The organism is Streptomyces sp. NPDC049627 (assembly GCF_044465645.1).
GTDB lineage: Bacteria > Actinomycetota > Actinomycetes > Streptomycetales > Streptomycetaceae > Streptomyces.
In genome coordinates this window covers 630,473-654,436 of record NZ_JBITLW010000002.1, presented here as the reverse complement: position 1 = coordinate 654,436, position 23,964 = coordinate 630,473, and the positions used below count along the sequence as shown (strand labels likewise).

Here is a 23,964-nt window from a genome sequence, read left to right as displayed (position 1 = left end):
AGCCACCCCCGCAGGACGAGCCACCTCCGCAGGACGAACCCCCCGAGTCGCCCCCGCCGGCCCACCAGCCACCGCCGCCGCTGTCGTACGAACGCCCCCTGCGGCTGTGCGTGCGGTGGACCGGACGTCCGCTCCTGCGCGACACGGACACGACGATCACCACGAACACCACTGCGACCAGCGCCCCCACAAAGACTGTGGCCATGGCGTCAGCCTCCTTCCGTTCCCCCGAAGCGGACCGAGGCGTCCCCCCGTGGGCGCCTCCCGCTCGGTGCGTGCGAGTCAGATGCCCGGCGGTCTCGCGGCCCAAAGCAGAGTTGAGGAACTTCAGAGCCTTCTCACGGGGTAACGGCCCCTGACCTGCACAGAAAGGCAGATCAGGGGCCGTCCGTGGGTCACTGGGCCGTCTGTGGGCCGTGATCTTCCTCGGAGACGCGCTGAAACACCGTGTCGATGGCGCGGCGGGCCCTCTGGCGGCTGTCGGGCATCAGGTGGGCGTACACCCGCAGCGTCAGCCCCGGGTCAGCATGGCCCATGTACTCGCTGACGGCCTTGATGTTCTCGCCCGCGTCCAAGAGCGCGGACGCGTAGAAGTGCCGGAGGGCGTGCATGCCGTGCTCGCGCGCCGACTCGTACTTGCCGTCGTCGTCTGCCTCCGGGATGAGCCCAGCGACCGCGAGAGCGGGCTTCCACTCCTTGCCGTTGAAGTTGCTCCGCCACACCATGCCCCCTTGCTCAGCCGTGAAGATCAGCCGGGCGGACGCCTTCGGGCCCTCCGGCACGTCCCACGGCAACGTGATCTCCACGGGCTTGAAGGCGTCCATGTGCGCCCGGAGGGCTTCCGCCACGGAGCCGGGCAGCGGAACGTCCCGCTTCTTGCCGCCCTTGGGGAGAGCGAACACCGGGTGCCCTTCCACGTGCTTGATCTGCCGGACCACGTGGAGCGTGCGTCCGTTGGTGTCGATGGCGTCCTCAGCGAGCCCGAACACCTCGCCCTGGCGCAGGCCGCATCCGGCCCCGACGTTGACCATCGCTTGGTACCGATGCTGGAGGGCCGCGCGAACAGCGAACACCTGGTCGGGCACCCAGGGGACTACCGGATGCGGGTCAGGCTTGGGCCGCCGGACGGTCCGGGCACCGCACGGGTTACGCGACAACAGCGTGTCGTCAACAGCGGCAGACAGGACCGACTGAACGTCCGCGAAGATGTTCCGGGCGTAGGACGGCCCAATGCCGGGCTTCGCTTCCAGGGCGGCGACGAACTCCCTGATGTGCTCCGGCCGGAAGGTCCCGATCGGACGGGAGCCGAGCACCGGATAGACGTGCAACCGCAGGCGCCGGCCGAGTTCCTTCCGGGTCATCGGACTGGGTGTCTTGGTGTCCAACCACTTCTCGGCGTACTGCCGGAACGTGATCTGCATGGACTTGGGGTCGGTGTACTGGCCGCGCGTCATATCCGTCTCGATAGCGCTGAGCCACTTCTCCGCGAGGCGCTTCTTGCCGTCGGGGAAGCTCTTGGACTTCTCGGTGCCGTCGGGGCCGACGTAGCGGGCCCGGTAACGCAGGCCGGAGCCGTGGCGGTCGCTCTTGACGCGGACGGACTTGCCTGCGGCGTTGGTCTCGGTCTTGAACCAGCGGTCTTGGATGTGGCCTGCCATGTGGGGCGTGGTCCCTTCGGAGCATGGGACGGGGAGGGCCACGGTGTGGCCCTCCCCGGGGAGTTGGGTGGTACGGAGTGCGGCAGCCTCAGGCCGCGTCTTCTAGGGAGGTGCGTTCGGCCTCCCACGCCTGTACGGCGGCGGGGTTGAAGCGGAGATAGCGCCCGACGCGGAAGCCGGCGGGACCGATGCGCTTGCGTCGCCACTGGTAGACGGTCTCGACGCTCGGGAGGCTGAACATGGTGACCAGGTCTTCAGGGGTGAGGTAGCGGTCCGGGAGGCCGCCGCGCAGGAGGGCGCGCGGGTCGGTCGGCTCTTCGGTGGCCATGGTGTGGTGACTCCTCATGTCCGTCTCGGGGTTGGGTGAGGTGTCCTGCGGTGGGTTCTGGTGCCGCGGGTTGCGTGCAGGCGGCGGGAGCCTGCGTCTGTCCGAGGCTGGGATTTCTGCGTCACAGCGTCACCTGCGTCATTCAGGCGCCTGACCTGCGGGTTTGCGTGACGCAGGGCGCTCGGAGTGCGACACGCGTGACGCACGCTGTCCGTCACGCGTGACGCGGTGACGCAGGCGTGACGCAGAATCCGCCGTCTGCGTCACGCCCGTCTGCGCAGGTCACGGGGCGCTTTTCATGATCGTGTGACGCTGTGACGCAGCGCTTCCTTACTTAGGAAAAAAGAGGGGGCGTTTGTTGGTGGTGTGGTGCGGCTCAGAACGTGAAGAAGGAGCCGCTTCGCGGCACGTCCATCGCAGGGCGGCGCCGCCGCCGAACAGCAAGAGGAGCACCCATTGGGCGGGGTGCTCCTCTTGCATGTGCGGTCAGGAGCCAGGGAAGCGCTGCTGCTCGTGCGCGGATGGGGCCGCTTGGCGGGTCATGACGGTGTAGCGGCCCTCTCGGGTGCGTCCGAAGTCGATGAGGACGCCGCGGGCCGCCAGAGTCGGCTGAAGCCTCTTGAGGCGGTCAGAGAGCACTTTGCCGGTGGTCGGCCAGCCTTTGGGCAGCGGGCGCAAGTCCTCCCCGATGTAGACGCTGCTGAGGCAGTGCAGCCACTGCGTGGACGTCATCTGCTGCTCGGCTCCCTCTTCCATGCCCGCTGCGTGCTGCAACACGGTCTGCGCCAGAAGGTCGCCCTCAATGACATCGTCATTCAGGTCGTCCAAGCTGGCCCGGTACGCGGCCAGTGCCCCGAGGCCGGTTGCCGCATCCAGCTGCGCGCACAGGTGCGCGAAGTCCGCCATGCGCAGGTCGGTCGGTGTCTCCGCTTCAGCGGCCCGCACCTTCACCGTCAGATCCAGCAGGGAACCGAGAACAACCGGCAGGATCTCCGCGTACTCCGCCCACAGTTCCGCCTCGGTGCGCCGCACCCGGGGCCGCACGAGGCGGAGCGGGAGGAGGCGTTCGGCGAGGTCGGGGCGGATGACGCCGACGTCGATACCGGTCAGGAGCATGGGGCGCCGGTAGCGGGAGCGGACGACGTCGCCGTCGGTGAAGAGCGCCCGTTTGATGCTCTCGGCGCCGGTGACGATGCAGCACATCAGGTCGGACAGGTCCGGGGACAGGTGAGAGAGGTTGTCCAAGGCGGTGACCCAGCCCGCGGCCACGGCCGTGATCATGTTCTCCTCGTCCTTCGGTGCCCGGCGCAGGTCACCGCTCATGCCCTCGATGATCCGCACGAGCATCCGGCCGCCGGTGGACTTGCCCGCACCTTGGGGACCGGTGAGAAACGGGGCCGGCACGGGCACGGACGGCTCCAAGCAGCCGACCAGCCACGCGATAGCCAGGCATTCCGTCTCAGCGCTGGCGAAGTTACACAGGCGCAGCAGGAGATCGATGCCTTTGCCGTCGGTGTCCTTGGCGGGCAAGGGGAGTTCACCGGTGAGCTGGGTCCGCCGCCAGCACACTTCCTGCGGATCGGGGACGGCAATGTCCCAGCCGCCGGGGTGGATGCGGACGGACGTGCCGTCGTCGCGGCCCAGGTCGAGCCAGGTCGCGCCGTCGAATCCAGGGGCGACGCGGATGTGGGTGGGCTGTACGTCCTCGGTGAGTGCGAGTGCTTCGATCAAGTCGAGCGCCTCCTTGAGCGCGGTCCCGTTGAAGACACCCAGTCCGTCCCTGAACAGGCCGACCATGAGTTCTTGGCGGTGGCTGCCGGTGGTGCCCTGGGAGCGGATCGGGCGGGCGACGGGGTGGCCGTTGCGCTGCGCGTACACGGTGCCGTCGACGGTGCGGAAGTAGCGGAAATGCGCTTGCGCGTAGTCGGTGATGACCTGCCGGGCAGGGTTCTTTTCGTCCTCGGACATGGCTACAGTCCCAACCTGGTGCGGGCGTTGGTCCACGCGTCGGTGCAGTGTCGGGGTGATTCGCCCTTGGCCTGCGCGGCTGTGAACAGCCGTCCGATGTGGGCGTCGGTGAGGCAGCCGCACCGGCCGTGCGTGGACAGCACGGCAAGGAACGTCCGGTAGACGGTGGTGTGAACCGCGCTGCGGGCCTCGGCGATGCGCTGCTCTGCCATGGCGATGCCCCGCTCCAGGTAGGCGGGCGTGCGGTGACGGCACTCCCCGCCACCGGCCGGTGCGGGCAGGGCGAGGGCCTGCGACGCGGGCCGGACGGAGTCGGATTCCTTCACGGCCATCGCGCGGACGATGTCCGGCAGCGCCGTGATGGTGCCGGTGCCGGGACCGAGCCAACGGGCGTAGGCCATGGACGACTTGATGTCCACGCCGGGCCGAACGCCATTCACAGACCGCATCGCGCCCTGGTAGATCCAGTGCTCTCCGCGCGTGGTGGGCACGGTCTGCGTGGCTGGCAGCTTCTCGCGTGCCCAGGCGATGGCGTCCGCGTTGTCGAGGTCGACGACGGTGAGCCCGGCGCCGCCGGGGTGGTAGGCCACCGCTGCCGCGTCGCGCCACGCTGTCGCCCACGCTCGGGAGGTGAGGACGCTCGGGTCTGTGGTGGCCGCTGCCCATGCGTGGCAGGGCCGCGGGCAGCAGCAAGGGCCCGCTGTCTTCATGTTCGGTCGGCCACCACACGCGTTCTTCGCGCAAGCGCGGCAGTTGCCGAACGGCACCTTCCCGACGCGCAACGGCAGGGGTGGAACCCCGGAAGCGGCTAGGTCAACGGCGGTGCGCAGGTGCTCGTTCATGCCGCCACCCCCAGGCCGACGCGGGAGACGAGGAAGGCGCGGCCGATGTACTCGGACGTCCAGCAGTAACGGCTGCTGGTCGTCTCGCCGGATGTCGGTCGGTTGGGTCATGCTGGATGTCTCCAGTTCCTTGGATGGATGCTGGCGAGCAAGGGCGGCCCCGGATTCTTTGGCGAGAGTGGGGGCCGCCCTTGGCGTAGCTAGTGGTGAATGCTGCGCCGCCACGGCTGGCGGTACGGGGAGTGGTGCAGCAGCCCGGCGGCGAGCAGGTCCTCGTAGTCGATGCCGGTGCAGGGGTGGCGCTGCTCGCTGCCGTCGGGCAGCGCCCACAGGACCGTGCCGTCCTCGTCGCAGATGGTGCAGTCGTCGTGGCTGGTGCGGTGGTCGGCCTCGATGTACAGGCGGGCGCGGGTGCCGTCCCTGGTGGGGAGGCGGCGTACGGCGGTTGCGTCGACGGTGGCGAGGATGGCTTGGGCGATGCGGGGCACGTCCCGGTGCTCGCAGAGGATGCGGATCTCCAACGTGGTGGTCCCTTCGGATCAGTGCTTGGAGCGGGCGAGTTTGAGGCTGATCCCACCGACGCTGATCGGGCCGGTGGCCGCGGCGATGGATGCGGCGGTGTGCACGGCGAAGTCGAGCAGGGTGAGGAGGGCGGCCACGGTGGCGAAGATCCCGAAGGCGCCCGCCCCGGCGACGACGATCGGGTACAGGTAGCTGCGCAGCGGGCGGCCGGCGGGGTCGGTGGTGTGGACGACGATGACGACCGGTTGTCCGGTGGTTTCGGCGCGGCGGTAGGCGTCGGCGGGGATGTGCGGGGCGATGATCCCCGGCGGGTCGCGGTGTGTGCGGTGGGACATGCGGAATCCCTTCACGCGGTCGGTCAGGGAGGCGGAGGCACCCCCTGTGGGGAGGCGTCTGGAGGGGGTTTCGGGGGTGCTGACGTGCGGGCCTCCCTGCCTCCCTGAACGATTATTCGTGCAGGTCAAGGGCAGGGAGGCGGGTCAGGGAGGGGTTTAGGGAGTTCTCCCTGCCTCCCTGGCCCGGCGGGGGTGCGCCTCCCTGCGTCAGGAGGCGGAAGCGGAACCATCCGCGTCGCGGTCGGCGAGGGCGCGGGCGAGGCGGTCACGGCCCACGACCATGACGCCGTCGGACTTGTAGGGCTCGGCTCCGGTACCGTCCAGGACGCGTTTGAGGTCGAGGAACGACCACTTGCCGTAGGCGTCCGCGTTGAGCGCGGCGAGCCGGTTGATGACCTCCTGGGTGCGCAGCCGGGCGGCGTCCCCGAGCACGCTGGCGATGTCGGCGAGCGGGTCACGCTTCTCGCCGCGTTCGATGGCGTGCAGGGTGGTGACGCCGTCGCGCAGCGCCTTGGCGCGCTCCGCGATGGCGGTGGCCTCGTCATCGTCGATGAAGTGTGTGCGCACGGTGATGGAGGTCTGCCCGGCGGGGATGGCGATGCCGTCGGAGGCGACGACCAGGGTGCCCTTGTCCAGGCCCTGGCGCAGCAGGTGCGGGGCGGCGCCACCGTCGACGGCCTTGTCCCCGAGCGCCATCTTGGCCTGCGATTCGGTGCCCACCACGAGCGAGGCGCGGGTGTGGGCACCCTCGCGCACCAGCTTGGGAAGGTTCTGGTCGGTGGGGTCCTGGGTGCCCTCCCACAGCAGCACGTCGACCACGCGGCCCTGGTTGTGGACCTTGCGCACGGCCATGAAGTAGCGGGAGGTAGCCGCGGAGCCGCCATACGGGCGCTTGTCCTCGTCCTTGGCCGGGCACATGAACGCGACCTGTGCCTCGTCCACGATCCCGATCAGCGGCGTGAAGACGGTGTTCGGGTCGCGGCGGCGCTGGTCCATACGGCGTTCCATCTCCGCGACCAGGCCCTCGACCATTTCGGTCGCCTCGATGACGTGTTCATCGGTCGGCCCTTGGATCAGTACCGTGGCCAGGCCGTCGAACATGTTCCAGTCGCCGGCGCCCTTGAGGTCGGCGATGCGGAACTCCACCGTCTTGTCGAGTGCGGCCCACAGGGCGAGGGAGCGAACGGCGGCGGTCTTGCCCTGGTTGGACAGGCCGGTGATGAGCAGGTGGCGCTGATACAGGCTCAGCGCTGCGGCGTCCCCACGCAGATCCTGACCCCACGGCGCCTTGCCGGTCTTGTAGTTGGCGGTCAGCGTCTCGTCGGTGACCAGCGGGGACGGCCCGATCGGCTCATCGAGAGCACCACTGTCGGCGATCCACAGCCGCACGGTGCGGGCCGCTTCGGGGATGGTGATGAACAGCTCGTGCTCATGCCGGGTGAGGTTCTCCGCCAGCTTGCGCCGCCGCTTCTGCACCTCGATCGTCGACACCCCCGACGGCAGGGTCACATCGACCTCAACGCCACACCCGGCGATCGTGATCGGCCCGAGCATCGACGCGCCGGCATCCCCCATCTCCTTGATGGCGTTCTTCAGCGGCGCGATACCGAGGTCACGCAGGGCCTTGACCACGATCGACGGGGTGATCGGCTCACCCTCGCTCGATCGGGCACTGGCCGGGAGCGCCCACTGCGGGGCGGCCTGCTGCTTGCTGCCGACGGCCCACAGGGCGAGCAGGGCGAGGAACGGGCCGATCGTGAGGGCCGGACCCCACACGACCTGCACGATCCGGATCAGCAGGCCGATGAAGTCGATGGTGGCCGCGAGCGGGGTGATGACGTCCTTGACGTCACCGTTGTTGATGGCCATCACGACCCCGAGGGCCACCAGGGTCCCGATGCCCATCCCGGTTCCGACCGCGACTCCCTTGGCGACCTCCACGGGGGAGTGCAACAGGTCCATGCGGCGGCGGTGACGGGCCTCGCGGAAGCGCTGCAACCGCTCCTCCCACTCCTCCGCCAGCTCGTTGTTCCCCGCGGCTTCAGCGGCACGAATCATGCGCTCGTAGCGGGCCCCGGTCCGACCGTCCCACGTGCGACGGGCCACGATCCGGCCCCCGTTGAACGTGTAGAGGCCATGCCGCGCCACAGCGCGGACGGTGGTCTTTGTGCGCTCGTGGGTGGCGGCGGTCTTGATGGCGCGGCCGGAGCGCACCCACAACGGCACGGGCGGGGCCGGTGCCGGGTCGGGGACCACGGTCAGCGTGGTCACGGTGCCCGCATCGGCGGGCGGTTCGGGGTCCTTGTGGAGGCGTACGACGTTCTCGGACATGCTGCGAGTGCTCCTGACTGCCCCAAGTAGGGCGGGAGTTGAGGAAGGGCTGCCGGGGGGCCGGATCCGTGGCAGGGACGGCCGCCCCGGCAGCCGAGACGTACGAGCCGCGCGTCAGGCGGCGGGAATGGCGCTGGTGGGCGCGGTCACCACCAGCGGGATTTCTTCTTGGGCACGATGTAGGGGTGGCCGTTGATCATGTGGTCCACGCACTGCGGGCAGTCCTCGCGCGGCCTGAGGTGGCGGTGTGCGCGCCGGTCGTGGGCGTGCCGCCAGCACTGCGGGCACTGGCCAGGAGGCGTCTCCCGGTGGGCCATGGTCACCACCACCCCGAGGACTTCTTGGCGGCCTTGGCGCGGGCGGCCTCCGTGATGAGCCGCTGCCGCTCGCCGTGCAGGGCGGTCAGCTCCGCGTTCAGCCGCCTCTCGGCGGCGGAACCGATGGAGTCCATCCGGTCCTCCGCGCCAGTCGTGCTGCGGCCCCGGTGGATGTTGCGGGCGCCTCCGGCCATGGCACGGGTCATGTCGAGCCGTTCACGGCTGGTCAGCGGCCACCACTCGCCCCGCTGCACGGCTTCCAGCTTCTTCGTGGTCCGCCGGATCTCCTTGTCCAGGCGGCGGATGTCGGCGTTACTCATCGCCGTTACTCCTTGGAGAGACGTAAGGGGCTGCGAGCCTGGTCAGGTCATGCACCAGCCGGAATCACAGCCGGAGTCCCAGTCGTCGAACGGCAGTGTGTCCACGCCGTCCGGGATCGCTGCGCGCAGCGGCCGGTTGAACCGGGTCAGCCACACGGGGTCCTTGCCGAGTTCGTCACGGCGGCGGTTGAGGAGTTCTTCGAGCTGGCACGCGCGCTCGAACAGCTCGGGTTCGTTGCGGCGCATGTCGTGCCAGGTCTCTGGCCGGTGGAACGGGCAGAACCAGCACGACGACTTCGGCGGCACCGGCAAACCGGCCTCGCGGATGATGCGCGCGCAGTCGATACGGCGGATCCCGCGTTCCAGCAGCGGGTATTCGATGCGCTCGTGCGGCTCGCAGCGCCGCTTGTTGGCCCGGCCGATTTCATCGAGGCTGATGCCGATCCCGACCGTGGCCGGCGCTTCCTTCGTCGCCCCACGGCGCTTGAGTTCGTCCCCGACGACCTTGATTTTGAACTGGGCCGTGCACGAGCGGGTGCCGGGGGCCCCGTTCGACATCCGCACCGGGATCTTCAGCGACCGCGAGCCCTCCCGGGTGAGGTCCTGATACAGCGTGCGGACCTCACCCGAGCGCTTCATCACCCGGTCCAGCACGACCAGCTCAAGGCCGTGCGCTTCGGCGTAGGGGATGGCGTACTTGTGCAGGTAGGCGAGGGTGCCGGGGTGCTCGGAGTCGTCCCCGACGTTCGCCATCAGGAACGTGCGATAGTCCAGCTCACCCGTGGCCGCGAGGACCAGGGCCGCCATGGACTGAACACCCCCGCCGAAGCTGAACGACTTCACCGCAGCCGTGGTGGGTGTGGTCATTCCGCCACCCCCACCGCGACCGCGCGGGCCCGCTCCGCAAGCAGCGTGTCCCGCAGTATCCGCGCGTTCGCCGGAGAGGTGTGGATCGCACGGCGGATGCCCTCAGCAGTAACCTTCGTGTCCGCCCAATCGGCCGTCGCCTTGCGCGCCTCATCGAGCAACTGATCCGGGGTGCGCTTCACTCGGGGCGATCGGGCCGCGTCGGGCACCCGACCCGTCGCACTACGCGGGCGGGGAGAATCGGCCGCCACAGTCCGCCGCTTGCCCGACTCGATCGGCACGGCAATCGCCGGGACGGGCTTGAGCGGCAGGGTCGACTTCCCGAAGTCGACCGGCACCGGATCGGGCACGCGTACGACCGTCGCCGTGATCGGCTCGGGGGTCGATTCCGGCAGGTCAGCCGTAGACCGAATCCTCTCGGTCTCGGTGGATTCCTCCACATTTGTGATCCCGGTGAACATGGCCGACAGAGCGGCATCCGCGCCGATCGTGACCCGATCGCGCTGGACGTCCAGCAGCCTCGATCCGAGCGTCGCATCGCCGACACCGACCTTGCGGGCCAGCCGCCATGACCTGCGCTCGGACCGCTTCCGCGCGCCCTTGGCGGGGTGGTTGGCGGCGCGGGCCCGGTGGTAGGCCAGGGCCTGCACGACCGCGACGGCACGCCGCTCGGCCTCCGCGTCACGGCCGTCGGTGTGCACGACGATCCGCCTCGCGAGGAACGCCATGCCCTCAGCGGACGCGCACATACCCATCGGGGTCACGGCGTAGATGACAGTCCGGCTGGCGTCCGGACCGGCCATCGCGGCCATGACGGCAGCGGCGGCGGGCAGCGCCCACAACCCGGCACGCACCGGCCACGGCGAGGACTGACCCAGCATGGTCAGCCCCAGCAGCACCAGGGCCAGGACAGCGGTGGCACCCTCACCGGCCGCGACCGCACCCAGGGCCGTGCCCTTGCCGTAGGCGTGGTTGATGTTGCTGAACGTGCCGATACCGCCGGCCACGCCAACGGCCACCATGATGCCGAAGGCGCCACCCAGCACGGTCTTCTGCGCACGCGTCAGGGATGTGCGGTTCATCGGCCGGCTCCCTCGTCGTCGAGGTCGCCCGGCTCCCAGGTGAACCGCTCCCCCATCCATTCCTCGGTGTCGCCGCGGTCCGGCCCGACCGCCAGCGCAGCAGACGACTCGGCACTCCGCCGGTTGGCCATCCATCCGGCGACCTGCAGGGCGAAACCGACGGCGGCGATGCCCATCAGCGACCGGTGACCGGTCGCTATGCTGGCGATGGAACCGGCGATCGCGAGAACAACGCCCGTCCAGATCAGCGCCAGGGCGCGGCCCGTCGGGGTCGGGGTCGGGGAGGTCATGCGGCACCCCCCGGCAGCGTCACACCGGCCGTGCGGTTGGCCAGCGCCCGACGCGCGGCCAGCACCCGGCGGTGCGCGCGGCGGATGCGCCGCGCGTCAAGCTCGGACGGGATGCGGTCAAGGGTGACGATCTGCGCGTCCAGCAGGTCGACCTCCGCGAGGATGGCGGGCATCTCCTGCTCGATCGCATCCAGCTCCGCATCCGTCGGTTCAATCCAATCGGCGAACGCGGTAACAGCGTCCTGAACAGTGACGATGGGGCTCATAGGGTCGTGGTCCTTCCACAGGTGAACGGCCCGAACAGCGGCCCCGGGTCTAGCCACCCGGGGCCGCGCGCCGTTGAAGTCGGTAGGTCCGGCTCCCCTCAGCGCCGCTCGTACGAGACGAGCGGCGGAGGCAACCGGCCGCAGCCGTTGAGCTGCGGAAAGGTCGGGTTGCGCTGTACCGCGCACGGGACAGAACCCGTGCGCGCCCGCCCTCTTGCTTGCGGAGGGGGACGGGCTTCCTCGGCGCGCTGTTGAGTTGTCAAGGAACCAGCAGCTCAGGGCCCCGTGCGTAAGCGAGCTATCCCGAACCGCCACGGCCCGAAGGCAGCCCAAAGAAGGCCCCTCCAACCCGCTGTCCTAGGACTGCGGGCGACCTGAGATGAAGATGGCACGCAGTCCTGGGACTGTCAACAGTCCTAGGACTGTGATTCACTGGAGCGTGTCGAGAGGAGTTCTGCGTGGCACCGAAGTGGCGCGAGCTGGCGGACAGGCTTGCGGAGCAGATCAAGAGCGGTGAGTATCCGCCGGGCGCCCAGTTGCCCCAGATCAGAGAGCTGGTTGAGGCGGGGGAAGGCTCAAAGGAGACCGTCCACAAGGCCTACAAGGCCCTGGAGACCGAAGGGCTTGTGACGTCGACGCGCGGACATGGCACCGCCGTGCGTCCGCGTACGCCGCTCAAGCGGCTGGGCATCGCCCGGTACGACAAAGCGAAGTGGCGCGACGGTGACGAGGTCGCGTTCATCGCTGACCGCGTCGCATCGGGACGCGCGTACAAGCGCAACGAGCAGACGCAGACTGTGAGCCGCGTGCAGGCGGACAGCCTTGTAGCGGAGGGACTGGGTGTCCCAGTTGGCGCCGAGGTCTACGCACGCGCCCGACTCGTAAAGGAAGGGGTGCAGCCGACTCATACCCTGACCAGCTACTACAGGCCGGAGCACGTCGAGGGGACACGCATTGTCGACCCCACCCCGGGCCCGGCCGGCCGCGGCGGCGGCTTCCGGGTCCTCTACGACGCCGGATACGAGATCGACCACATGCGAGAGGCACTGTTCGCCCGCGTCCCGACTGCGGCCGAGGTGCAGCTCCTACAGCTTCCCACCGGTGAGCCCGTAGTAGAGCTGCACCGGACCACGTACACCGCAGATGGCACGGTGGTTGAGTTCGCGGTGGGCATCCACGCGGCTTCTCGCTTCGCGTGGGAGTACGACTTCGAAGTTCCCGACTCGGCGCAGGGCAGGAAGGGGCAGGAATGATCTCGGCACAGGCATGGGCGGATGCTCGACTCCTGTGGGACTACCACTTCATGCACCATGACCCACGGCCGTGTTCGGTGGCGGTGGGGCTGGGCAGTCACGACCTTGGTGTGGCTGACGTGACAGCGGAGCTGTACCACCAGGGCATGACGCCGGTCATCGTCTTCACGGGGGCCACCAGCCCCACGACCCGGGCGCGCATGCCGCGCGGGGAAGCTGTGCACTACCGGGAGCGGGCATTGCAGCTAGGGGTGCCCGAGTCCGCGGTACTCCTGGAACCGCGTGCGACGAACACCGGGGAGAACATCGAGTTCACGAAAGCGGTGTTGGCGGAGGCCGACGTCAAGGTCTCGTCCGTCCTGCTCGTGAGCAAGCCGTACGAAGAGCGGCGCTCGTACGCCATGATGCGGAAGATGTGGCCCGAGGTCGAAGTCGTGTGCGCGTCCACGCCGATGGGCCTGGAGGAGTACGCCGACTCCATCGGAGACGCTCGCATGGTGATCGACATGATCGTAGGCGCCCTGCAACGAGTGCTCGTCTTCCCGAGGTTGGGGCTGGCCATCGAGCAGGACGTACCAGACACCGTTGTAGCCGCCTTTGAGCGGCTGTGCATCGGAGGCTTCACGAGCCGACTCATGCCAGCTGACGTTGCTCCCCGCCCCGGCACCTGATGCCGGGGCGAGGATCAGCCCGCCCTGAGTCCTTCTGAGATTTCCCCACCTCATCAAGGCCCGCGCACGGCGCGGGCGCGCGCCGCCTCTGCGGCGCGCTCGGCGGCTGCGGGCATGAAGTGGGAGACAGCCTCTGTGGCTGGGGCGCTCGGCTCCACAGCGGCCACTTTGGCGCGAGCCTCGACGATCATGGCCCCAAACGTCGTGCTTAAGCGGGCAGGTCCACCCGACGCACCGGAAGCTTACGGGGCCATGATCACTCGCGCCAAAGCAGCTCCAGGCCAAAGCCGCTCCACCGACCTTGCGATTCCTGCAAACTGCAGCGGGGTGTGACGCTCACCGGGGCTAACCTCGAACCGCACTCTGTTTTGATCTACACGTCAGATGCAGACTGGATTACTTCCGAATATTCCTCGGTATGCAGCGTACTGGACGGGTCACCCCAAAGCCTCACATGTTCAGAGTCCCAAAAAGCGACGAGCCATATGAAAGGGCCGAACTTATCCGTCCGAGGTTCATCGTACTTATAGCGATGGACCAATCCCTCAAGCTTGGACTTGAGCTGGTCCCTGGCTGCGCCGCTCGTCTGCCCCTTCAGCAGCGGCTCCAGCCCGGACACGACGGCATTGCCGAATAGAGATGACCTTTCGGGTAGCCATGCCAGGTCATCACTGAACCCCAGGTAGCTGCGCACCCCCAGTGGGGGCTCAACCGCTTCCTTGCCGAGAGTCTGAGCCGACCGACAGGCTATGGCCACGACGGGCTTGCCCGAAAGGAGCCCGATGTTCTGCTGATCAAGCAGAGGGTCTTTACCATCGAGGCTCCTCCATGAACCGTGACCGAAGAAGAAGAAGGCTTCGTTTTCTTCTGTCTCAAGATAATTTTCGAGACGCGTTCGATCTGCCAGTTCTTTAGAGAGCGCCGAAGAGACCATATTGTGCCGCCCCTTGGCTCTTCTGCGCAGGTCTTCGGCCCAGGCGGCTAGCGTCCCCGCCCAAAGGTCATTTGCTGGCGTCACCAGCACTATCGAACACATCGCCCTGCCCCTCAGGTGCCAAATCGTGCAATATGTCCTCTAGTGAGTACTTTTCTGCACCTGCTTCTATCATTCTGAGGAGAAGCTGCCCGGCTTCATTGTTTGAGTGGTCAGCGACTGCATCGGCCATCTGGCGTGGTGTTAGTGCCTCACCAAAGCCGAGTTGTATGAAGGGTTTGTCTGGGCTGGGATGCCTCTCCACCCAGAGGTGCATCGCCTGGACTATTTTCTTCATGTCGCCGTCCGTCATATATCCTTCTTACCTTCCTGGCGGGGGCTCGAATCTGCCGCTTTCGCTGGGTGCCACTGCCACTAGCCCCAAAGGGCTGAGCTCGATCTTCAATTTATGAGTGGCGCCCTTCGACCGGGACTTCTTGGCTCCGAGTGTGAGCACGCTGAACTTAATTCCTCCGCCACCCTCGGCCGTATCCTGGACGGCAACTTCCATTTCAATCTCAGCCTTGCTGAGACTGAGCATGGGGCCGTCAGATGACTCTTCTGCATTGAGCTTCGCCTCGGTTAGGTCGGCTCTCAGCTTTTCCAGGACGGCTACGAGGTCGGGGCCACTATCTGGTTGGGTCATGGCTACCCTCCAGCAGGTGTACTACCCCTCACTGTCTAGTGTGACGGAGCGCCGGGAGGGCGCAACTCGAACATGCGGGCCCGGTCGGCGTCGCTGCCGCCCAGCCGTGCGCACTTGCAGCAGTAAATGGCTTTCCTGCGGGCAGCGCAAGGCTTTGGCCCTGTGGCACCCGTCTCTGGATTTGTAGCGACGATTCCGTTAGCCAGCGAGCTGGTAACCGTAGGTCAAAGCCTTGAATCAACCCGTGACCATGCGAGGCGCCCACGCCCAGACGTCCAGGGGCGTCGCCCGCGCGAGGGGAGCTCGACGAGTGAAGTTCGATTCGGAGCGATCATCTCGGGGCCGTCCGAGGCCTCGCGAAGCCGCTCAACGACGACCGGCATTGACAGTCGAACCACCGCCGCATGCAGTGAAGCCCCAGGTCAGAGCCCCTTACGGGTTTCCCTCAAGGGTGGACGTGCGGGGTCACGGCTGCGGAGGTGAACGCATCCTGCTCTCACGGCCCACCATTGAGCGGTAGTGTGACCGGCATCACACTCTGGGGGTAGGCGTGGCACTGATCTCGAAGAAGAGTCCTGAGCAGCAAGCTCAAGCAGCCGCCGAGAAGGCACGGAAGCAGCAAGAGGCCGAAGACAAGCGGCGCGCTGATCAGCTCGAACGCGAACGACAGACGTTCATGAACACGCCGGTGGGGCAGGCTCGCCAGTCATTCGAGCGCGGCGATCTTGTGTTCCAGTGCTCAATAGACGTAATGAGTCAACAAGCCATCATCGTCGCGATGGTTGGCAGCACCACAGCGCAGAAAACCAGCGACCCGGTGGTCGTCCTCAACGCGGTCTGCCATGAGGGGTGGGAACTGGTCAACGGCTCGTTCGTGTTCGTCGAGCAGGGGCAGCAGAGCCGCGACAAGTTCATGTCCTCCGGTCAGAACGTCGCGATCAAGGGGGAAACGGTCGGCTACTACCTCTTCAAACGCTGCGACGAGAACCGCCGCAAGGCGAATGAACCGTGGGCACAAAACGCCACAGCTGACGGCTGATCCTCGCCACCTCGTCACGGCCGAGGACTGTGGACTATTTGCGGACGAGTACCGCCCTGCGATGCACTGAGAAGCCCGTGACCTGCGCATACGCTTCGCACTGAATCGCCCTCCGGAGCCGTGTGCGCCATGGCTCGGGACGGCAATGGCAGGGACGCCACACGCCACGGACGGCCCACCCTCCAGCGGGCTGGGCCGTCTGTGGGCCGTCCGAGGGCGGCCAACGACGACAGATGACGACAGTCCACGACAGCGCTTCCCCTGCTCAGATACGGCGCCCTGGATGCCGGCGCAGGTGCTCATCCCCGAAGGTAAGTTGAGGAACTCCAGAGCTTGGGCGCAGGATGACCGGCATGACCTCCACCTCCCGCCCCCTGCTCAACCGCCGGCTCGCCGAGTTCGGGACGACGATCTTCGCCGAGATGTCCGCGCTGGCCCTGCGGACCGGGTCCATCAACCTCGGCCAGGGCTTCCCCGACACCGACGGACCCGAGGAGGTCCGGGAGGCGGCGGTGCGGGCGCTGCGGGACGGGCGCGGCAACCAGTACCCGCCGGGTCCCGGCATCCCCGAGCTGCGCACCGCCGTCGCCGCGCATCAGGAGCGGCGCTACGGGCTGTCGTACGACCCGGACACGGAGGTCCTGGTCACGGCCGGTGCCACCGAGGCCATCGCGGCGGCGCTGCTGGCGCTGCTGGAGCCCGGCGACGAGGTGATCGCCTTCGAGCCGTACTACGACTCCTACGCGGCCTGCATCGCGATGGCGGGCGGGACACGGGTGCCGGTCACCCTGCGCCCGCACGAAGGACGCTTCCGCCTGGACCTCGACGAGCTGCGCGCCGCCGTCACCGACCGCACCCGGCTGCTGCTGATCAACAGCCCGCACAACCCCACCGGCACGGTGCTCACCGGCGCGGAGCTGGCCGCGATCGCCGAGCTGGCCGTCGAACGGGACCTCCTCGTGGTGACCGACGAGGTGTACGAGCACCTGGTCTTCGACGACGCCGAGCACCGGCCGCTCGCCACCTTCCCGGGCATGCGGGAGCGGACGGTGACCATCGGGTCGGCGGGCAAGACGTTCTCCTTCACCGGCTGGAAGGTCGGCTGGGTGACCGCGCCGGCCGGCCTGGTCACGGCCGTACGGTCGGCGAAGCAGTTCCTGACGTACGTGTCGTCCGGGCCGTTCCAGTACGCGGTCGCCGAGGCGCTCGCGCTGCCCGACAGCTACTTCGCGGCCTTCCGCGCGGACATGCTCGCCAAGCGGGACCTGCTGGCGGCGGGGCTGGCGGAGGCGGGGTTCGAGGTCTTCAAGCCCGCGGGCACGTACTTCATCACGACCGACATCCGCCCCCTCGGCGAGACGGACGGCTTCGCCTTCTGCCGCGCCCTGCCGGAGCGGGCCGGGGTGGTCGCCATCCCCAACGCGGTCTTCTACGACCACCGGGAGGCGGGGGCGCCGTTCGTGCGGTTCGCGTTCTGCAAGCAGACGGGGGTGCTGGAGGAGGCGGTGAAGCGGCTGCGGGCGATGTGAGGCGCCCGGCCCTCGCGCGGGCCCCCACCCGGCAGGTGAACAAGGCGCGCGCAGGGGCCCTCAATACCCGCTCTCCCCGGCACTTCGCCGCACAGTACGCATGTGGCCCACACAAGGACCCTCGTACCCCGCCCCGTCACCAAGGCCCGCTCCGAACGCCCCGCCGGCCGGCCGACGAGGACCACGGCGGCGATGGCTGCCGCCCTCGGCGTGTTCGCTGCCGCCCGGCTGCTGGGCGTCGTCGTCGTGGTCCTGACCGCCTGGGCCACCGGCCGGCACGACCGGCATCCGCTCGGGCTGCTGGCGCGGTCCTGGGACTCGCTGTGGTACCTGGGGATCGCGGGCCGGGGATACGGCCGCACCCTGCACTTCGGGCCCGAGGTGGTCCAGAGCGACCTGGCGTTCTTCCCGCTGTACCCGGCGCTGGTGCGGGTCGTCGCCGCGCTCACCCCGCTGGGCGCGGGCGCGTCGGGACTGCTCGTGTCGTGGTCGGCGGCCGGCGTGGCGGCGGCTGGGATCTACGCCGTCGGGGCCCGGCTGCACGGGCGGGCCGTGGGCACCGCACTCGTGCTGCTCTGGGGCCTCCTCCCGCACTCGGTGGTGCTGTCGATGGCGTACACCGAGCCCGTGCTCACCGCCTTCGCCGCCTGGTCGCTGTACGCCGTGCTCGGCGGCCGCTGGCTGTGGGCGGGGGCGCTGGCCGCACTGGCGGGGCTGGCGCGGCCCAACGGGTTCGCGGTCGCGGCGGCGGTGCTGGCCGCGGCGGGATGCGAGGTGTGGCGGAACCGCCGGCAGATCGGCGGGGTTACCCACAGGCTGTGGACGGGCGCCGCGCTCGCGCCGCTCGGCTGGGTGGCCTACGTGCTGTGGGTGGGCCGCCGCGAGGGCGACCTGCTCGGCGGCTACTTCGAGGTGCAGCGCCGGTGGGGATCGACGTTCGACTTCGGCCGGGGTTCGGCGCACTTCGTGCGGCACGTGCTGCTGCACGGCGACCGTTTCGTCTTCCCCATGACGATGGTGATCGTCGCGACGGCGGTCGTCCTGTACGGGCTGCTCCTCGCCGACCGCGCCCCGCTGCCGCTCCTCGTCCACAGCGGCGTCCTGCTGCTGATCGTGCTCGGCGGTTCGGGCTTCTTCGAGTCCAAGCCCCGCTTCCTGCTCCCCGCCTTCCCCCTCCTCCTGCCGCTCGCGCGGGCGCTGGTGCGTACGGCGAGAGCCCGGCCCTGGCACGCGGCCGTGGTGACCGGTGCCCTGGCCGGGCTCTCCCTCGCCTACGGCGCGTATCTGGTCGTGATCGCCGATACGCCGCTGTAGGTACGTCTGCTGCCGCGTGCGGGGACGCCTGGTCCCGCGCGGCTCTACTCGCCGTCTTCCTCGGGCTTCTCCGCTTCGTTGACCTCCTGCTCGAGGCCGAGCTGCTCGACGAGCCACTTGTCGAACTCGATGGCGGCCCGCACCCAGCTGACCGTCGACGAGACGAAGTGCTCCAGGCTCACGCCGGTGCCGATCAGCATCTGGGCCTCGCCGATCAGGCGGACGGTGCCGTCGTCGTGCGTGTGGCTGTACACCTTCGGCCACAGCGTCCGGCGGTTCCAGTCGTCGATCGACTCCAGGAGCTGGGGCTTCTCGTCGATCTTGTGGGGCCGGTCGTAGAACGTCCGCACCGAGAACACCTGCTGGTCGCCCTCGCCACGGAACATGAAGTACGTACGGAACTGCTCCCACGGCGCCGCGAGGTCACCCTCGTCGTCGACGACGTACTTCAGCTCCATCTGGTCGAGGAGCTGCTTCACGAGGTCCTGATCCGGGATTACGGGGCCGGGCGGCGGCCCGGGCTGCGGCTGCTGGCCCCCGAAGTTCGGAATCGAGGACGGGTCGATGCTCACCGTGATTTTCCCTTCGTACGGATTCCGCCATCCTCCCCCATGCGGGGAGGGGGGTGGCAACCCCAGACGGGCCCTGTCAGCCGTCGGCTGACAGGATCCGGCCGGTCGTACGCGGGTGGGTCAGCCGTGGATCAGCGTGGTGCCCTGGAGTTCCTGGGTGATAGCGCCCTTGTCGTCGCCCGCGATGTCGTAGACGATCGTGGCGTCCGAGGACCAGTACAGCTCACCGTCGTAGGTGGTGGACGGGGCGACGCAGGTGTTCTGCGCGGTGTCGAAGGACCAGTTGTAGTAGTTGTTGATGATCTCGGTCATGTCGCACGTCTTCTTGGTGGCGACGTGGTCCTCGCCGTCCGGGGTGAGGCGCTCCTCGATCCGCGTCGTGATCTTGAAGCTGGTGAACCGGGTCCCGTCGCCGAGCGTGGCGCCGGGGACGAGCTGCCAGTAGACCACCGACTTTCCGGTCATGTCGCCCTTCACCGCGCCGTTCTGCTCGACCATGTAGGTCGTCTTCGGCCGCTGGTTGGGGAAGGTGACGTCGAACTGGGAGTTGGCGGTCCAGGCGGCCGCCGGGCTGGCCATCAGGACGCCCGCGGCGACGGCGGACGCGGCGAGACCGGCTGCGGTCATGATCTTGCGCATGCACATTCCTTCTCTGCTGGAGTGTCACAACAGGCATGCGGGGGCGCGGAGCCGCGCAAGGCGATGTGCGTGAACGTTCCCCCGTGAAGCGTGCGCCCAGCCGGACTGGTCAGGTCCGCTTCTCGGGCGCCGGGTCACTGTAAGCACCGCATGAACACGCCGGACAGCGGATTTAGGGGCGTGGCCGAGAATCGCCGTCCGAAGCGGAACGGCTCCGCGCGGGGGCCGGGACCTTGCGGTCCCGCTGCGCCATTCATGGAGATCCCGTGAAGTGGAAGGGCAGGAGTTGCGCGAGTGACTCCTGTGTTTGGCCGGAACTGATCACCCCTACCGCCTGCGTGACACAAACCGGCCCGCCCCGGGATACGGGGCGGGCCGGGGGGAAGGGACCTGGACGCCGCGGGTCTGCGCGGCCCGTCAGAGGGTCTTGCCGGTGGCCGGGCCCACCAGCAGACTGTCGCCGAAGCGGTCGACGCGGACCGTGTCGCCGTCCTTGATCTCGCCGGAGAGGATCTCCTTGGCGAGCCGGTCGCCGATGGCGGTCTGGACCAGGCGGCGCAGGGGGCGGGCGCCGTAGGCCGGGTCCATGCCCTCGTCGGCGAGCCAGGCCAGGGCCTCGTCGGTGATCTCCAGGGTGAGGCGGCGTTCCGCGAGCCGCTGGGCCAGGCGGTCGATCTGGAGCTTCGCGATGCGGCCCAGCTCGTCCTTCGCGAGGGCCGAGAAGACCACCAGGTCGTCCAGGCGGTTGAGGAACTCGGGCTTGAAGGAGGTCCGGACCACCTCCAGCACCTGCTCCTTCTTCTCCGCCTCGCTGGTGATCGGGTCGACCAGGAACTGGCTGCCCAGGTTCGACGTCAGGACGAGGATCGTGTTGCGGAAGTCGACCGTACGGCCCTGACCGTCCGTCAGCCGCCCGTCGTCCAGCACCTGAAGCAGGATGTCGAAGACCTCGGGATGCGCCTTCTCGACCTCGTCCAGCAGGATCACGCTGTACGGCCGCCGCCGCACCGCCTCCGTCAGCTGCCCGCCCTCCTCGTAGCCGACGTACCCGGGAGGCGCGCCGACCAGCCGGGCCACGCTGTGCTTCTCGGAGTACTCGGACATGTCGATGCGGACCATCGCCCGCTCGTCGTCGAAGAGGAAGTCGGCGAGCGCCTTGGCGAGTTCGGTCTTGCCGACGCCGGTCGGGCCGAGGAAGAGGAAGGACCCGGTGGGCCGGTCGGGGTCGGCGATCCCGGCACGGCTGCGGCGTACGGCGTCGCTCACGGCCCGTACGGCCTCGGTCTGCCCGATGAGCCGCTTGCCGATCTCCTCTTCCATCCGCAGCAGCTTCTGCGTCTCGCCCTCCAGGAGGCGCCCGGCGGGGATGCCGGTCCAGGAGGCGACGACCTCCGCGATGTCGTCGGAGCCGACCTCCTCCTTGACCATCGTGTCCTTGGCGCCCCCGCCGGAGGCGGATGATGTCAGCGCCTCCTCGGCCTGCGAGGCGGCCTGAAGCTCCTTCTCCAGGGCCGGGATCTCGCCGTACAGCAGCTTGGAGGCGGTGTCGAAGTCGCCGTCGCGCTGGGCGCGTTCGGCCTGTCCGCGCACCTCGTCGAGGCGCTCCTTCAGCTCACCGACGCGGTTGAGGGACTGCTTCTCCTTCTCCCAGCGGGCGGTGAGGCCGCGCAGCTCCTCCTCCTTGTCGGCGAGGTCGCGGCGCAGCCGCTCCAGGCGCTCGCGGGAGGCCGGGTCGGTCTCCTTCTCCAGCGCGAGCTCCTCCATCTTCAACCGGTCGACGGCGCGCTGGAGTTCGTCGATCTCGACGGGGGACGAGTCGATCTCCATACGGAGGCGTGAGGCGGCCTCGTCGACGAGGTCGATGGCCTTGTCGGGCAGGAAGCGGGAGGTGATGTACCGGTCGGAGAGGGTGGCGGCCGCGACCAGCGCGCTGTCCGCGATCTGCACCTTGTGGTGGGCCTCGTACCGCCCCTTGAGCCCGCGCAGGATCGCGATGGTGTCCTCGACGGTCGGCTCGGCCACCAGCACCTGCTGGAAGCGCCGCTCCAGGGCGGGGTCCTTCTCGACCCGCTCCCGGTACTCGTCGAGGGTCGTGGCACCGACCATGCGCAGCTCACCGCGGGCGAGCATGGGCTTGAGCATGTTGCCGGCGTCCATGGCGGAGTCACCGCCGGCCCCGGCGCCCACCACCGTGTGCAGCTCGTCGATGAAGGTGATGATCTGCCCGTCGGAGTCCTTGATCTCCGCGAGCACGGTCTTCAGCCGCTCCTCGAACTCGCCCCGGTACTTGGCCCCGGCGACCATGGCGCCCAGGTCGAGCGCGACGAGCCGCTTGTCCTTGAGGGACTCGGGCACGTCCCCCTTGACGATCCGCTGGGCGAGCCCTTCGACGACGGCGGTCTTGCCGACACCCGGCTCACCGATGAGGACGGGGTTGTTCTTGGTGCGGCGGGAGAGCACCTGCACCACCCGCCGGATCTCCTGATCGCGCCCGATGACGGGGTCGAGCCTGCCCTCCCGCGCGGCGGCGGTGAAGTCCGTCCCGAACTTCTCCAGGGCCTTGTACTGCCCCTCGGGGTCGGCGGTGGTCACCCGGCGCCCGCCGCGCGCCTTCTGGAAGGCGTCCAGCAGCTTCTTCGCACTGGCACCCTGCTGCACGAGCACCTCACCCGCGGGTCCGCCCTTGGCCGCGATGCCGATGAGGAGGTGCTCGGTGGAGAGGTACTCGTCCCCGAGCTCCTTGGCCCGCGCCTGGGCGTCCGCGATCACGGCGAGCAGCTCACGGTTGGGCTGCGGGGGTGCGACGGTGGATCCGGTCACGCTGGGCAGCGAGGCGAGCGCCTTCTCGGCGCCGGCGCGCACGGAGGCCTGGTCGGCGTCGACGGCCGCCAGCAGATCGATGATGTTCGCATTGTCCTGCCCCTGGAGCAGAGCGAGGAGCAGGTGGGCAGGGGTGAGGTCCGGGTGCCCCTCGGTCACGGCCCGGTTGCTTGCCGCGTTGATCGCGTCCCGGCTCCTGTTGGTCAGCTCGGCGTCCACGTGTCCGTTCTCCTCCTGGCGTCAGCGTCTCCCAGTACTGACTGAGTCAGCGTACACAAAGTTGAGTCTATTCCGCTCAAGGTAGTCCCGGGAACCGTGCTGCCGCTAGGTTCCCGGCATGGCGGCTTACCCTCAGGACCCCGGCGCACCCGACCCCGCGTACCTCACCTTCTGGGAGGAGCGGCACCTGTGCACCCTGACGACCCTGCGCCCGGACGGCACCCCGCACGTCGCACCCGTCGGAGTGACATACGACCCCGAGGCGCGGCTGGCTCGGGTGATCACGAACAAGTCGAGCAAGAAGGTGGGCAACGTGCTGGCCGCCGGGCCCGACGGGGCGCGCGTCGCCGCGTGCCAGGTCGACGGGGGGCGCTGGGCGACGCTGGAGGGCCTCGCGTACGTCCGCACGGAGCCGGAGCGGGTCGGGGAGGCGGAGCGGCGGTATGCGGTGCGGTACGGGCGGACCCCTTCGCCGAATCCGCATCGCGTCGTGATCGAGATCGAGCTGACGCGGGCGATGGGGCGTGGGTGACCCGGAGGGGCCGCCGAGTGGCCGGATACCGGTCGCCCGGTTTCAGCCACCGGCGGAACGGGCGGATACCGGGAAATGTCCCCGAAAACTGCAGCGGCGTCACCGTGTTCAGGTCACGGTGACGCCGCTGCGGGGGGAAGCACCTGAGCGATCTGTTACGACGGGGGAATCGCGTCAGGCACTGCGGGGGGTGGCTGAGATGGTCCTTGGGGCCGGGGCCTCCGGCTCCACCAGCCGGTGGTCGCGCTGATCGAGGTTGACGAAGATCATTCCGTACCGGATGGCACACCGCACAGGCTGCGGCGCCCCCCGAGGCCGCCGCAGACACCGGTACGCCCGCACGTCCTCCTCCTCGTCCCGCGTGACGACGACCGGCTCACCGAAGACGGTCACCATCAGCGAGTCACCGGGGTGGGGGATCGCGGTGACCAGGTCGATGAAGTGCCAGCCGGAGCGGTAGGCGGTGGCCATTTCTCTGCGGAAGGAGCGGTCGTCGGGTGGGGTGGTCACGTCAGCTCCATGCACTGTCATCCGGGGCGACAGGCCCACCAGTTCCAGTTTCGGTGACGGCCGCCAACGACCAGGCACTGTCCGCTCGAGCGTCACCCTTCGCGCCAGAGAGGCCACTCAG

At 68.7% G+C, this 23,964-nt stretch carries 26 protein-coding genes; 6 read left to right on the top strand and 20 right to left on the bottom strand.

From position 1 onward, the window contains the following. Positions 1 to 395: 395 nt before the first annotated feature. The 13 genes from ACIBU0_RS08015 to ACIBU0_RS07955 form a co-directional block, all read right to left on the bottom strand. Positions 396 to 1,658 (bottom strand): tyrosine-type recombinase/integrase, encoded by a 1,263-nt coding sequence (locus tag ACIBU0_RS08015; protein ID WP_398813316.1) that lies wholly within the window; start codon positions 1,656 to 1,658, stop codon positions 396 to 398. A gap of 88 nt (positions 1,659 to 1,746) precedes the next feature. Further along, entirely contained in the window at positions 1,747 to 1,986 is a 240-nt protein-coding gene (locus ACIBU0_RS08010; protein WP_398813313.1) for a helix-turn-helix transcriptional regulator, read from the bottom strand. 486 nt (positions 1,987 to 2,472) lie between these two features. Beyond that, on the bottom strand, positions 2,473 to 3,954 hold the full coding sequence (locus ACIBU0_RS08005) for an ATP-binding protein (protein WP_398813312.1): 1,482 nt from the start codon (positions 3,952 to 3,954) through the stop codon (positions 2,473 to 2,475). A gap of 2 nt (positions 3,955 to 3,956) precedes the next feature. After that, positions 3,957 to 4,796, bottom strand: coding sequence for a bifunctional DNA primase/polymerase (locus ACIBU0_RS08000; RefSeq protein ID WP_398813309.1), 840 nt, complete (start codon positions 4,794 to 4,796; stop codon positions 3,957 to 3,959). A gap of 200 nt (positions 4,797 to 4,996) precedes the next feature. After that, positions 4,997 to 5,317, bottom strand: coding sequence for a hypothetical protein (locus ACIBU0_RS07995; protein ID WP_398813307.1), 321 nt, complete (start codon positions 5,315 to 5,317; stop codon positions 4,997 to 4,999). An 18-nt stretch (positions 5,318 to 5,335) separates the two neighbouring features. Then, a complete protein-coding gene (locus tag ACIBU0_RS07990; protein WP_398813304.1) occupies positions 5,336 to 5,653 on the bottom strand; it encodes a hypothetical protein in 318 nt (105 codons plus the stop codon). 207 nt (positions 5,654 to 5,860) lie between these two features. Beyond that, positions 5,861 to 7,984 carry an FtsK/SpoIIIE domain-containing protein gene (locus ACIBU0_RS07985; RefSeq protein WP_398813301.1) on the bottom strand — a complete coding sequence of 708 codons (2,124 nt, stop codon included), beginning with the start codon at positions 7,982 to 7,984 and terminating at the stop codon, positions 5,861 to 5,863. A gap of 146 nt (positions 7,985 to 8,130) precedes the next feature. After that, positions 8,131 to 8,301: a pRL2-8 gene (locus tag ACIBU0_RS07980; RefSeq protein ID WP_398814007.1), complete on the bottom strand. Its 171-nt coding sequence runs from the start codon at positions 8,299 to 8,301 to the stop codon at positions 8,131 to 8,133. Between the two features lie 2 nt (positions 8,302 to 8,303). Further along, on the bottom strand, positions 8,304 to 8,621 hold the full coding sequence (locus ACIBU0_RS07975) for a hypothetical protein (protein WP_398813299.1): 318 nt from the start codon (positions 8,619 to 8,621) through the stop codon (positions 8,304 to 8,306). Between the two features lie 42 nt (positions 8,622 to 8,663). Further along, entirely contained in the window at positions 8,664 to 9,488 is an 825-nt protein-coding gene (locus ACIBU0_RS07970) for a phosphoadenosine phosphosulfate reductase (protein WP_398813296.1), read from the bottom strand. After that, a complete protein-coding gene (locus ACIBU0_RS07965) occupies positions 9,485 to 10,570 on the bottom strand; it encodes a conjugal transfer protein (protein WP_398813293.1) in 1,086 nt (361 codons plus the stop codon). The genes ACIBU0_RS07970 and ACIBU0_RS07965 overlap by 4 nt, the downstream gene beginning before the upstream one ends. Beyond that, positions 10,567 to 10,860: a hypothetical protein gene (locus ACIBU0_RS07960; RefSeq protein WP_398813290.1), complete on the bottom strand. Its 294-nt coding sequence runs from the start codon at positions 10,858 to 10,860 to the stop codon at positions 10,567 to 10,569. Before ACIBU0_RS07960 ends, ACIBU0_RS07965 begins: the two co-directional genes overlap by 4 nt. Beyond that, on the bottom strand, positions 10,857 to 11,126 hold the full coding sequence (locus ACIBU0_RS07955; RefSeq protein WP_398813287.1) for a DUF6284 family protein: 270 nt from the start codon (positions 11,124 to 11,126) through the stop codon (positions 10,857 to 10,859). Before ACIBU0_RS07955 ends, ACIBU0_RS07960 begins: the two co-directional genes overlap by 4 nt. 458 nt (positions 11,127 to 11,584) lie before the next feature. Here ACIBU0_RS07955 and ACIBU0_RS07950 point away from each other — a divergent pair, with 458 nt between their 5' ends. Beyond that, positions 11,585 to 12,379 (top strand): GntR family transcriptional regulator, encoded by a 795-nt coding sequence (locus ACIBU0_RS07950; protein WP_398813284.1) that lies wholly within the window; start codon positions 11,585 to 11,587, stop codon positions 12,377 to 12,379. Then, positions 12,376 to 13,050 carry a YdcF family protein gene (locus ACIBU0_RS07945; protein WP_398813281.1) on the top strand — a complete coding sequence of 225 codons (675 nt, stop codon included), beginning with the start codon at positions 12,376 to 12,378 and terminating at the stop codon, positions 13,048 to 13,050. Before ACIBU0_RS07950 ends, ACIBU0_RS07945 begins: the two co-directional genes overlap by 4 nt. A gap of 373 nt (positions 13,051 to 13,423) precedes the next feature. Here the strand turns inward: ACIBU0_RS07945 and ACIBU0_RS07940 are convergent, their stop codons facing one another. The 3 genes from ACIBU0_RS07940 to ACIBU0_RS07930 are packed head-to-tail and all read right to left on the bottom strand — an operon-like array spanning position 13,424 to position 14,669. Next, positions 13,424 to 14,068 (bottom strand): hypothetical protein, encoded by a 645-nt coding sequence (locus tag ACIBU0_RS07940; protein ID WP_398813278.1) that lies wholly within the window; start codon positions 14,066 to 14,068, stop codon positions 13,424 to 13,426. Beyond that, positions 14,052 to 14,336: a hypothetical protein gene (locus ACIBU0_RS07935; protein WP_398813276.1), complete on the bottom strand. Its 285-nt coding sequence runs from the start codon at positions 14,334 to 14,336 to the stop codon at positions 14,052 to 14,054. Before ACIBU0_RS07935 ends, ACIBU0_RS07940 begins: the two co-directional genes overlap by 17 nt. Positions 14,337 to 14,345: 9 nt before the next feature. Beyond that, positions 14,346 to 14,669 (bottom strand): trypco2 family protein, encoded by a 324-nt coding sequence (locus ACIBU0_RS07930; RefSeq protein ID WP_398813273.1) that lies wholly within the window; start codon positions 14,667 to 14,669, stop codon positions 14,346 to 14,348. A gap of 550 nt (positions 14,670 to 15,219) precedes the next feature. Between ACIBU0_RS07930 and ACIBU0_RS07925 the strand changes: the two genes are divergently transcribed. From ACIBU0_RS07925 to ACIBU0_RS07915, 3 genes are all read left to right on the top strand, one after another. Beyond that, positions 15,220 to 15,708, top strand: coding sequence for a hypothetical protein (locus ACIBU0_RS07925; protein WP_398813271.1), 489 nt, complete (start codon positions 15,220 to 15,222; stop codon positions 15,706 to 15,708). A gap of 344 nt (positions 15,709 to 16,052) precedes the next feature. Beyond that, a complete protein-coding gene (locus ACIBU0_RS07920) occupies positions 16,053 to 17,237 on the top strand; it encodes a pyridoxal phosphate-dependent aminotransferase (protein WP_398813268.1) in 1,185 nt (394 codons plus the stop codon). A 102-nt stretch (positions 17,238 to 17,339) separates the two neighbouring features. After that, on the top strand, positions 17,340 to 18,551 hold the full coding sequence (locus ACIBU0_RS07915; protein ID WP_398813265.1) for a hypothetical protein: 1,212 nt from the start codon (positions 17,340 to 17,342) through the stop codon (positions 18,549 to 18,551). A gap of 44 nt (positions 18,552 to 18,595) precedes the next feature. Here ACIBU0_RS07915 and ACIBU0_RS07910 read toward each other — a convergent pair whose 3' ends face one another. The 3 genes from ACIBU0_RS07910 to clpB form a co-directional block, all read right to left on the bottom strand. Then, entirely contained in the window at positions 18,596 to 19,123 is a 528-nt protein-coding gene (locus tag ACIBU0_RS07910) for a YbjN domain-containing protein (RefSeq protein ID WP_398813262.1), read from the bottom strand. A 120-nt stretch (positions 19,124 to 19,243) separates the two neighbouring features. Beyond that, positions 19,244 to 19,762: a hypothetical protein gene (locus ACIBU0_RS07905; protein ID WP_398813259.1), complete on the bottom strand. Its 519-nt coding sequence runs from the start codon at positions 19,760 to 19,762 to the stop codon at positions 19,244 to 19,246. A gap of 417 nt (positions 19,763 to 20,179) precedes the next feature. Then, the gene (clpB, locus tag ACIBU0_RS07900; RefSeq protein WP_398813256.1) at positions 20,180 to 22,801 is read right to left on the bottom strand and encodes an ATP-dependent chaperone ClpB; all 2,622 of its coding nucleotides are present in this window, start codon (positions 22,799 to 22,801) and stop codon (positions 20,180 to 20,182) included. Positions 22,802 to 22,919: 118 nt separating this feature from the next. On the opposite strand from clpB, the gene ACIBU0_RS07895 reads away from it, so the two are divergent. Then, positions 22,920 to 23,333 (top strand): pyridoxamine 5'-phosphate oxidase family protein, encoded by a 414-nt coding sequence (locus tag ACIBU0_RS07895; protein ID WP_398813253.1) that lies wholly within the window; start codon positions 22,920 to 22,922, stop codon positions 23,331 to 23,333. Between the two features lie 174 nt (positions 23,334 to 23,507). On the opposite strand, the gene ACIBU0_RS07890 is transcribed toward ACIBU0_RS07895, so the two are convergent. Then, positions 23,508 to 23,843: a hypothetical protein gene (locus ACIBU0_RS07890; RefSeq protein ID WP_250088631.1), complete on the bottom strand. Its 336-nt coding sequence runs from the start codon at positions 23,841 to 23,843 to the stop codon at positions 23,508 to 23,510. Positions 23,844 to 23,964: the final 121 nt, after the last annotated feature.

Bases quoted from the DNA above. Each gene is read 5' to 3' on its own strand.
- ACIBU0_RS08015 (WP_398813316.1), bottom strand. From the start codon at position 1,658: ATGGCAGGCCACATCCAAGACCGCTGGTTCAAGACCGAGACCAACGCC.
- ACIBU0_RS08010 (WP_398813313.1), bottom strand. From the start codon at position 1,986: ATGGCCACCGAAGAGCCGACCGACCCGCGCGCCCTCCTGCGCGGCGGC.
- ACIBU0_RS08005 (WP_398813312.1), bottom strand. From the start codon at position 3,954: ATGTCCGAGGACGAAAAGAACCCTGCCCGGCAGGTCATCACCGACTAC.
- ACIBU0_RS08000 (WP_398813309.1), bottom strand. From the start codon at position 4,796: ATGAACGAGCACCTGCGCACCGCCGTTGACCTAGCCGCTTCCGGGGTT.
- ACIBU0_RS07990 (WP_398813304.1), bottom strand. From the start codon at position 5,653: ATGTCCCACCGCACACACCGCGACCCGCCGGGGATCATCGCCCCGCAC.
- ACIBU0_RS07985 (WP_398813301.1), bottom strand. From the start codon at position 7,984: ATGTCCGAGAACGTCGTACGCCTCCACAAGGACCCCGAACCGCCCGCC.
- ACIBU0_RS07980 (WP_398814007.1), bottom strand. From the start codon at position 8,301: ATGGCCCACCGGGAGACGCCTCCTGGCCAGTGCCCGCAGTGCTGGCGG.
- ACIBU0_RS07975 (WP_398813299.1), bottom strand. From the start codon at position 8,621: ATGAGTAACGCCGACATCCGCCGCCTGGACAAGGAGATCCGGCGGACC.
- ACIBU0_RS07970 (WP_398813296.1), bottom strand. From the start codon at position 9,488: ATGACCACACCCACCACGGCTGCGGTGAAGTCGTTCAGCTTCGGCGGG.
- ACIBU0_RS07965 (WP_398813293.1), bottom strand. From the start codon at position 10,570: ATGAACCGCACATCCCTGACGCGTGCGCAGAAGACCGTGCTGGGTGGC.
- ACIBU0_RS07960 (WP_398813290.1), bottom strand. From the start codon at position 10,860: ATGACCTCCCCGACCCCGACCCCGACGGGCCGCGCCCTGGCGCTGATC.
- ACIBU0_RS07955 (WP_398813287.1), bottom strand. From the start codon at position 11,126: ATGAGCCCCATCGTCACTGTTCAGGACGCTGTTACCGCGTTCGCCGAT.
- ACIBU0_RS07945 (WP_398813281.1), top strand. From the start codon at position 12,376: ATGATCTCGGCACAGGCATGGGCGGATGCTCGACTCCTGTGGGACTAC.
- ACIBU0_RS07935 (WP_398813276.1), bottom strand. From the start codon at position 14,336: ATGACGGACGGCGACATGAAGAAAATAGTCCAGGCGATGCACCTCTGG.
- ACIBU0_RS07930 (WP_398813273.1), bottom strand. From the start codon at position 14,669: ATGACCCAACCAGATAGTGGCCCCGACCTCGTAGCCGTCCTGGAAAAG.
- ACIBU0_RS07920 (WP_398813268.1), top strand. From the start codon at position 16,053: ATGACCGGCATGACCTCCACCTCCCGCCCCCTGCTCAACCGCCGGCTC.
- ACIBU0_RS07905 (WP_398813259.1), bottom strand. From the start codon at position 19,762: ATGCGCAAGATCATGACCGCAGCCGGTCTCGCCGCGTCCGCCGTCGCC.
- ACIBU0_RS07895 (WP_398813253.1), top strand. From the start codon at position 22,920: ATGGCGGCTTACCCTCAGGACCCCGGCGCACCCGACCCCGCGTACCTC.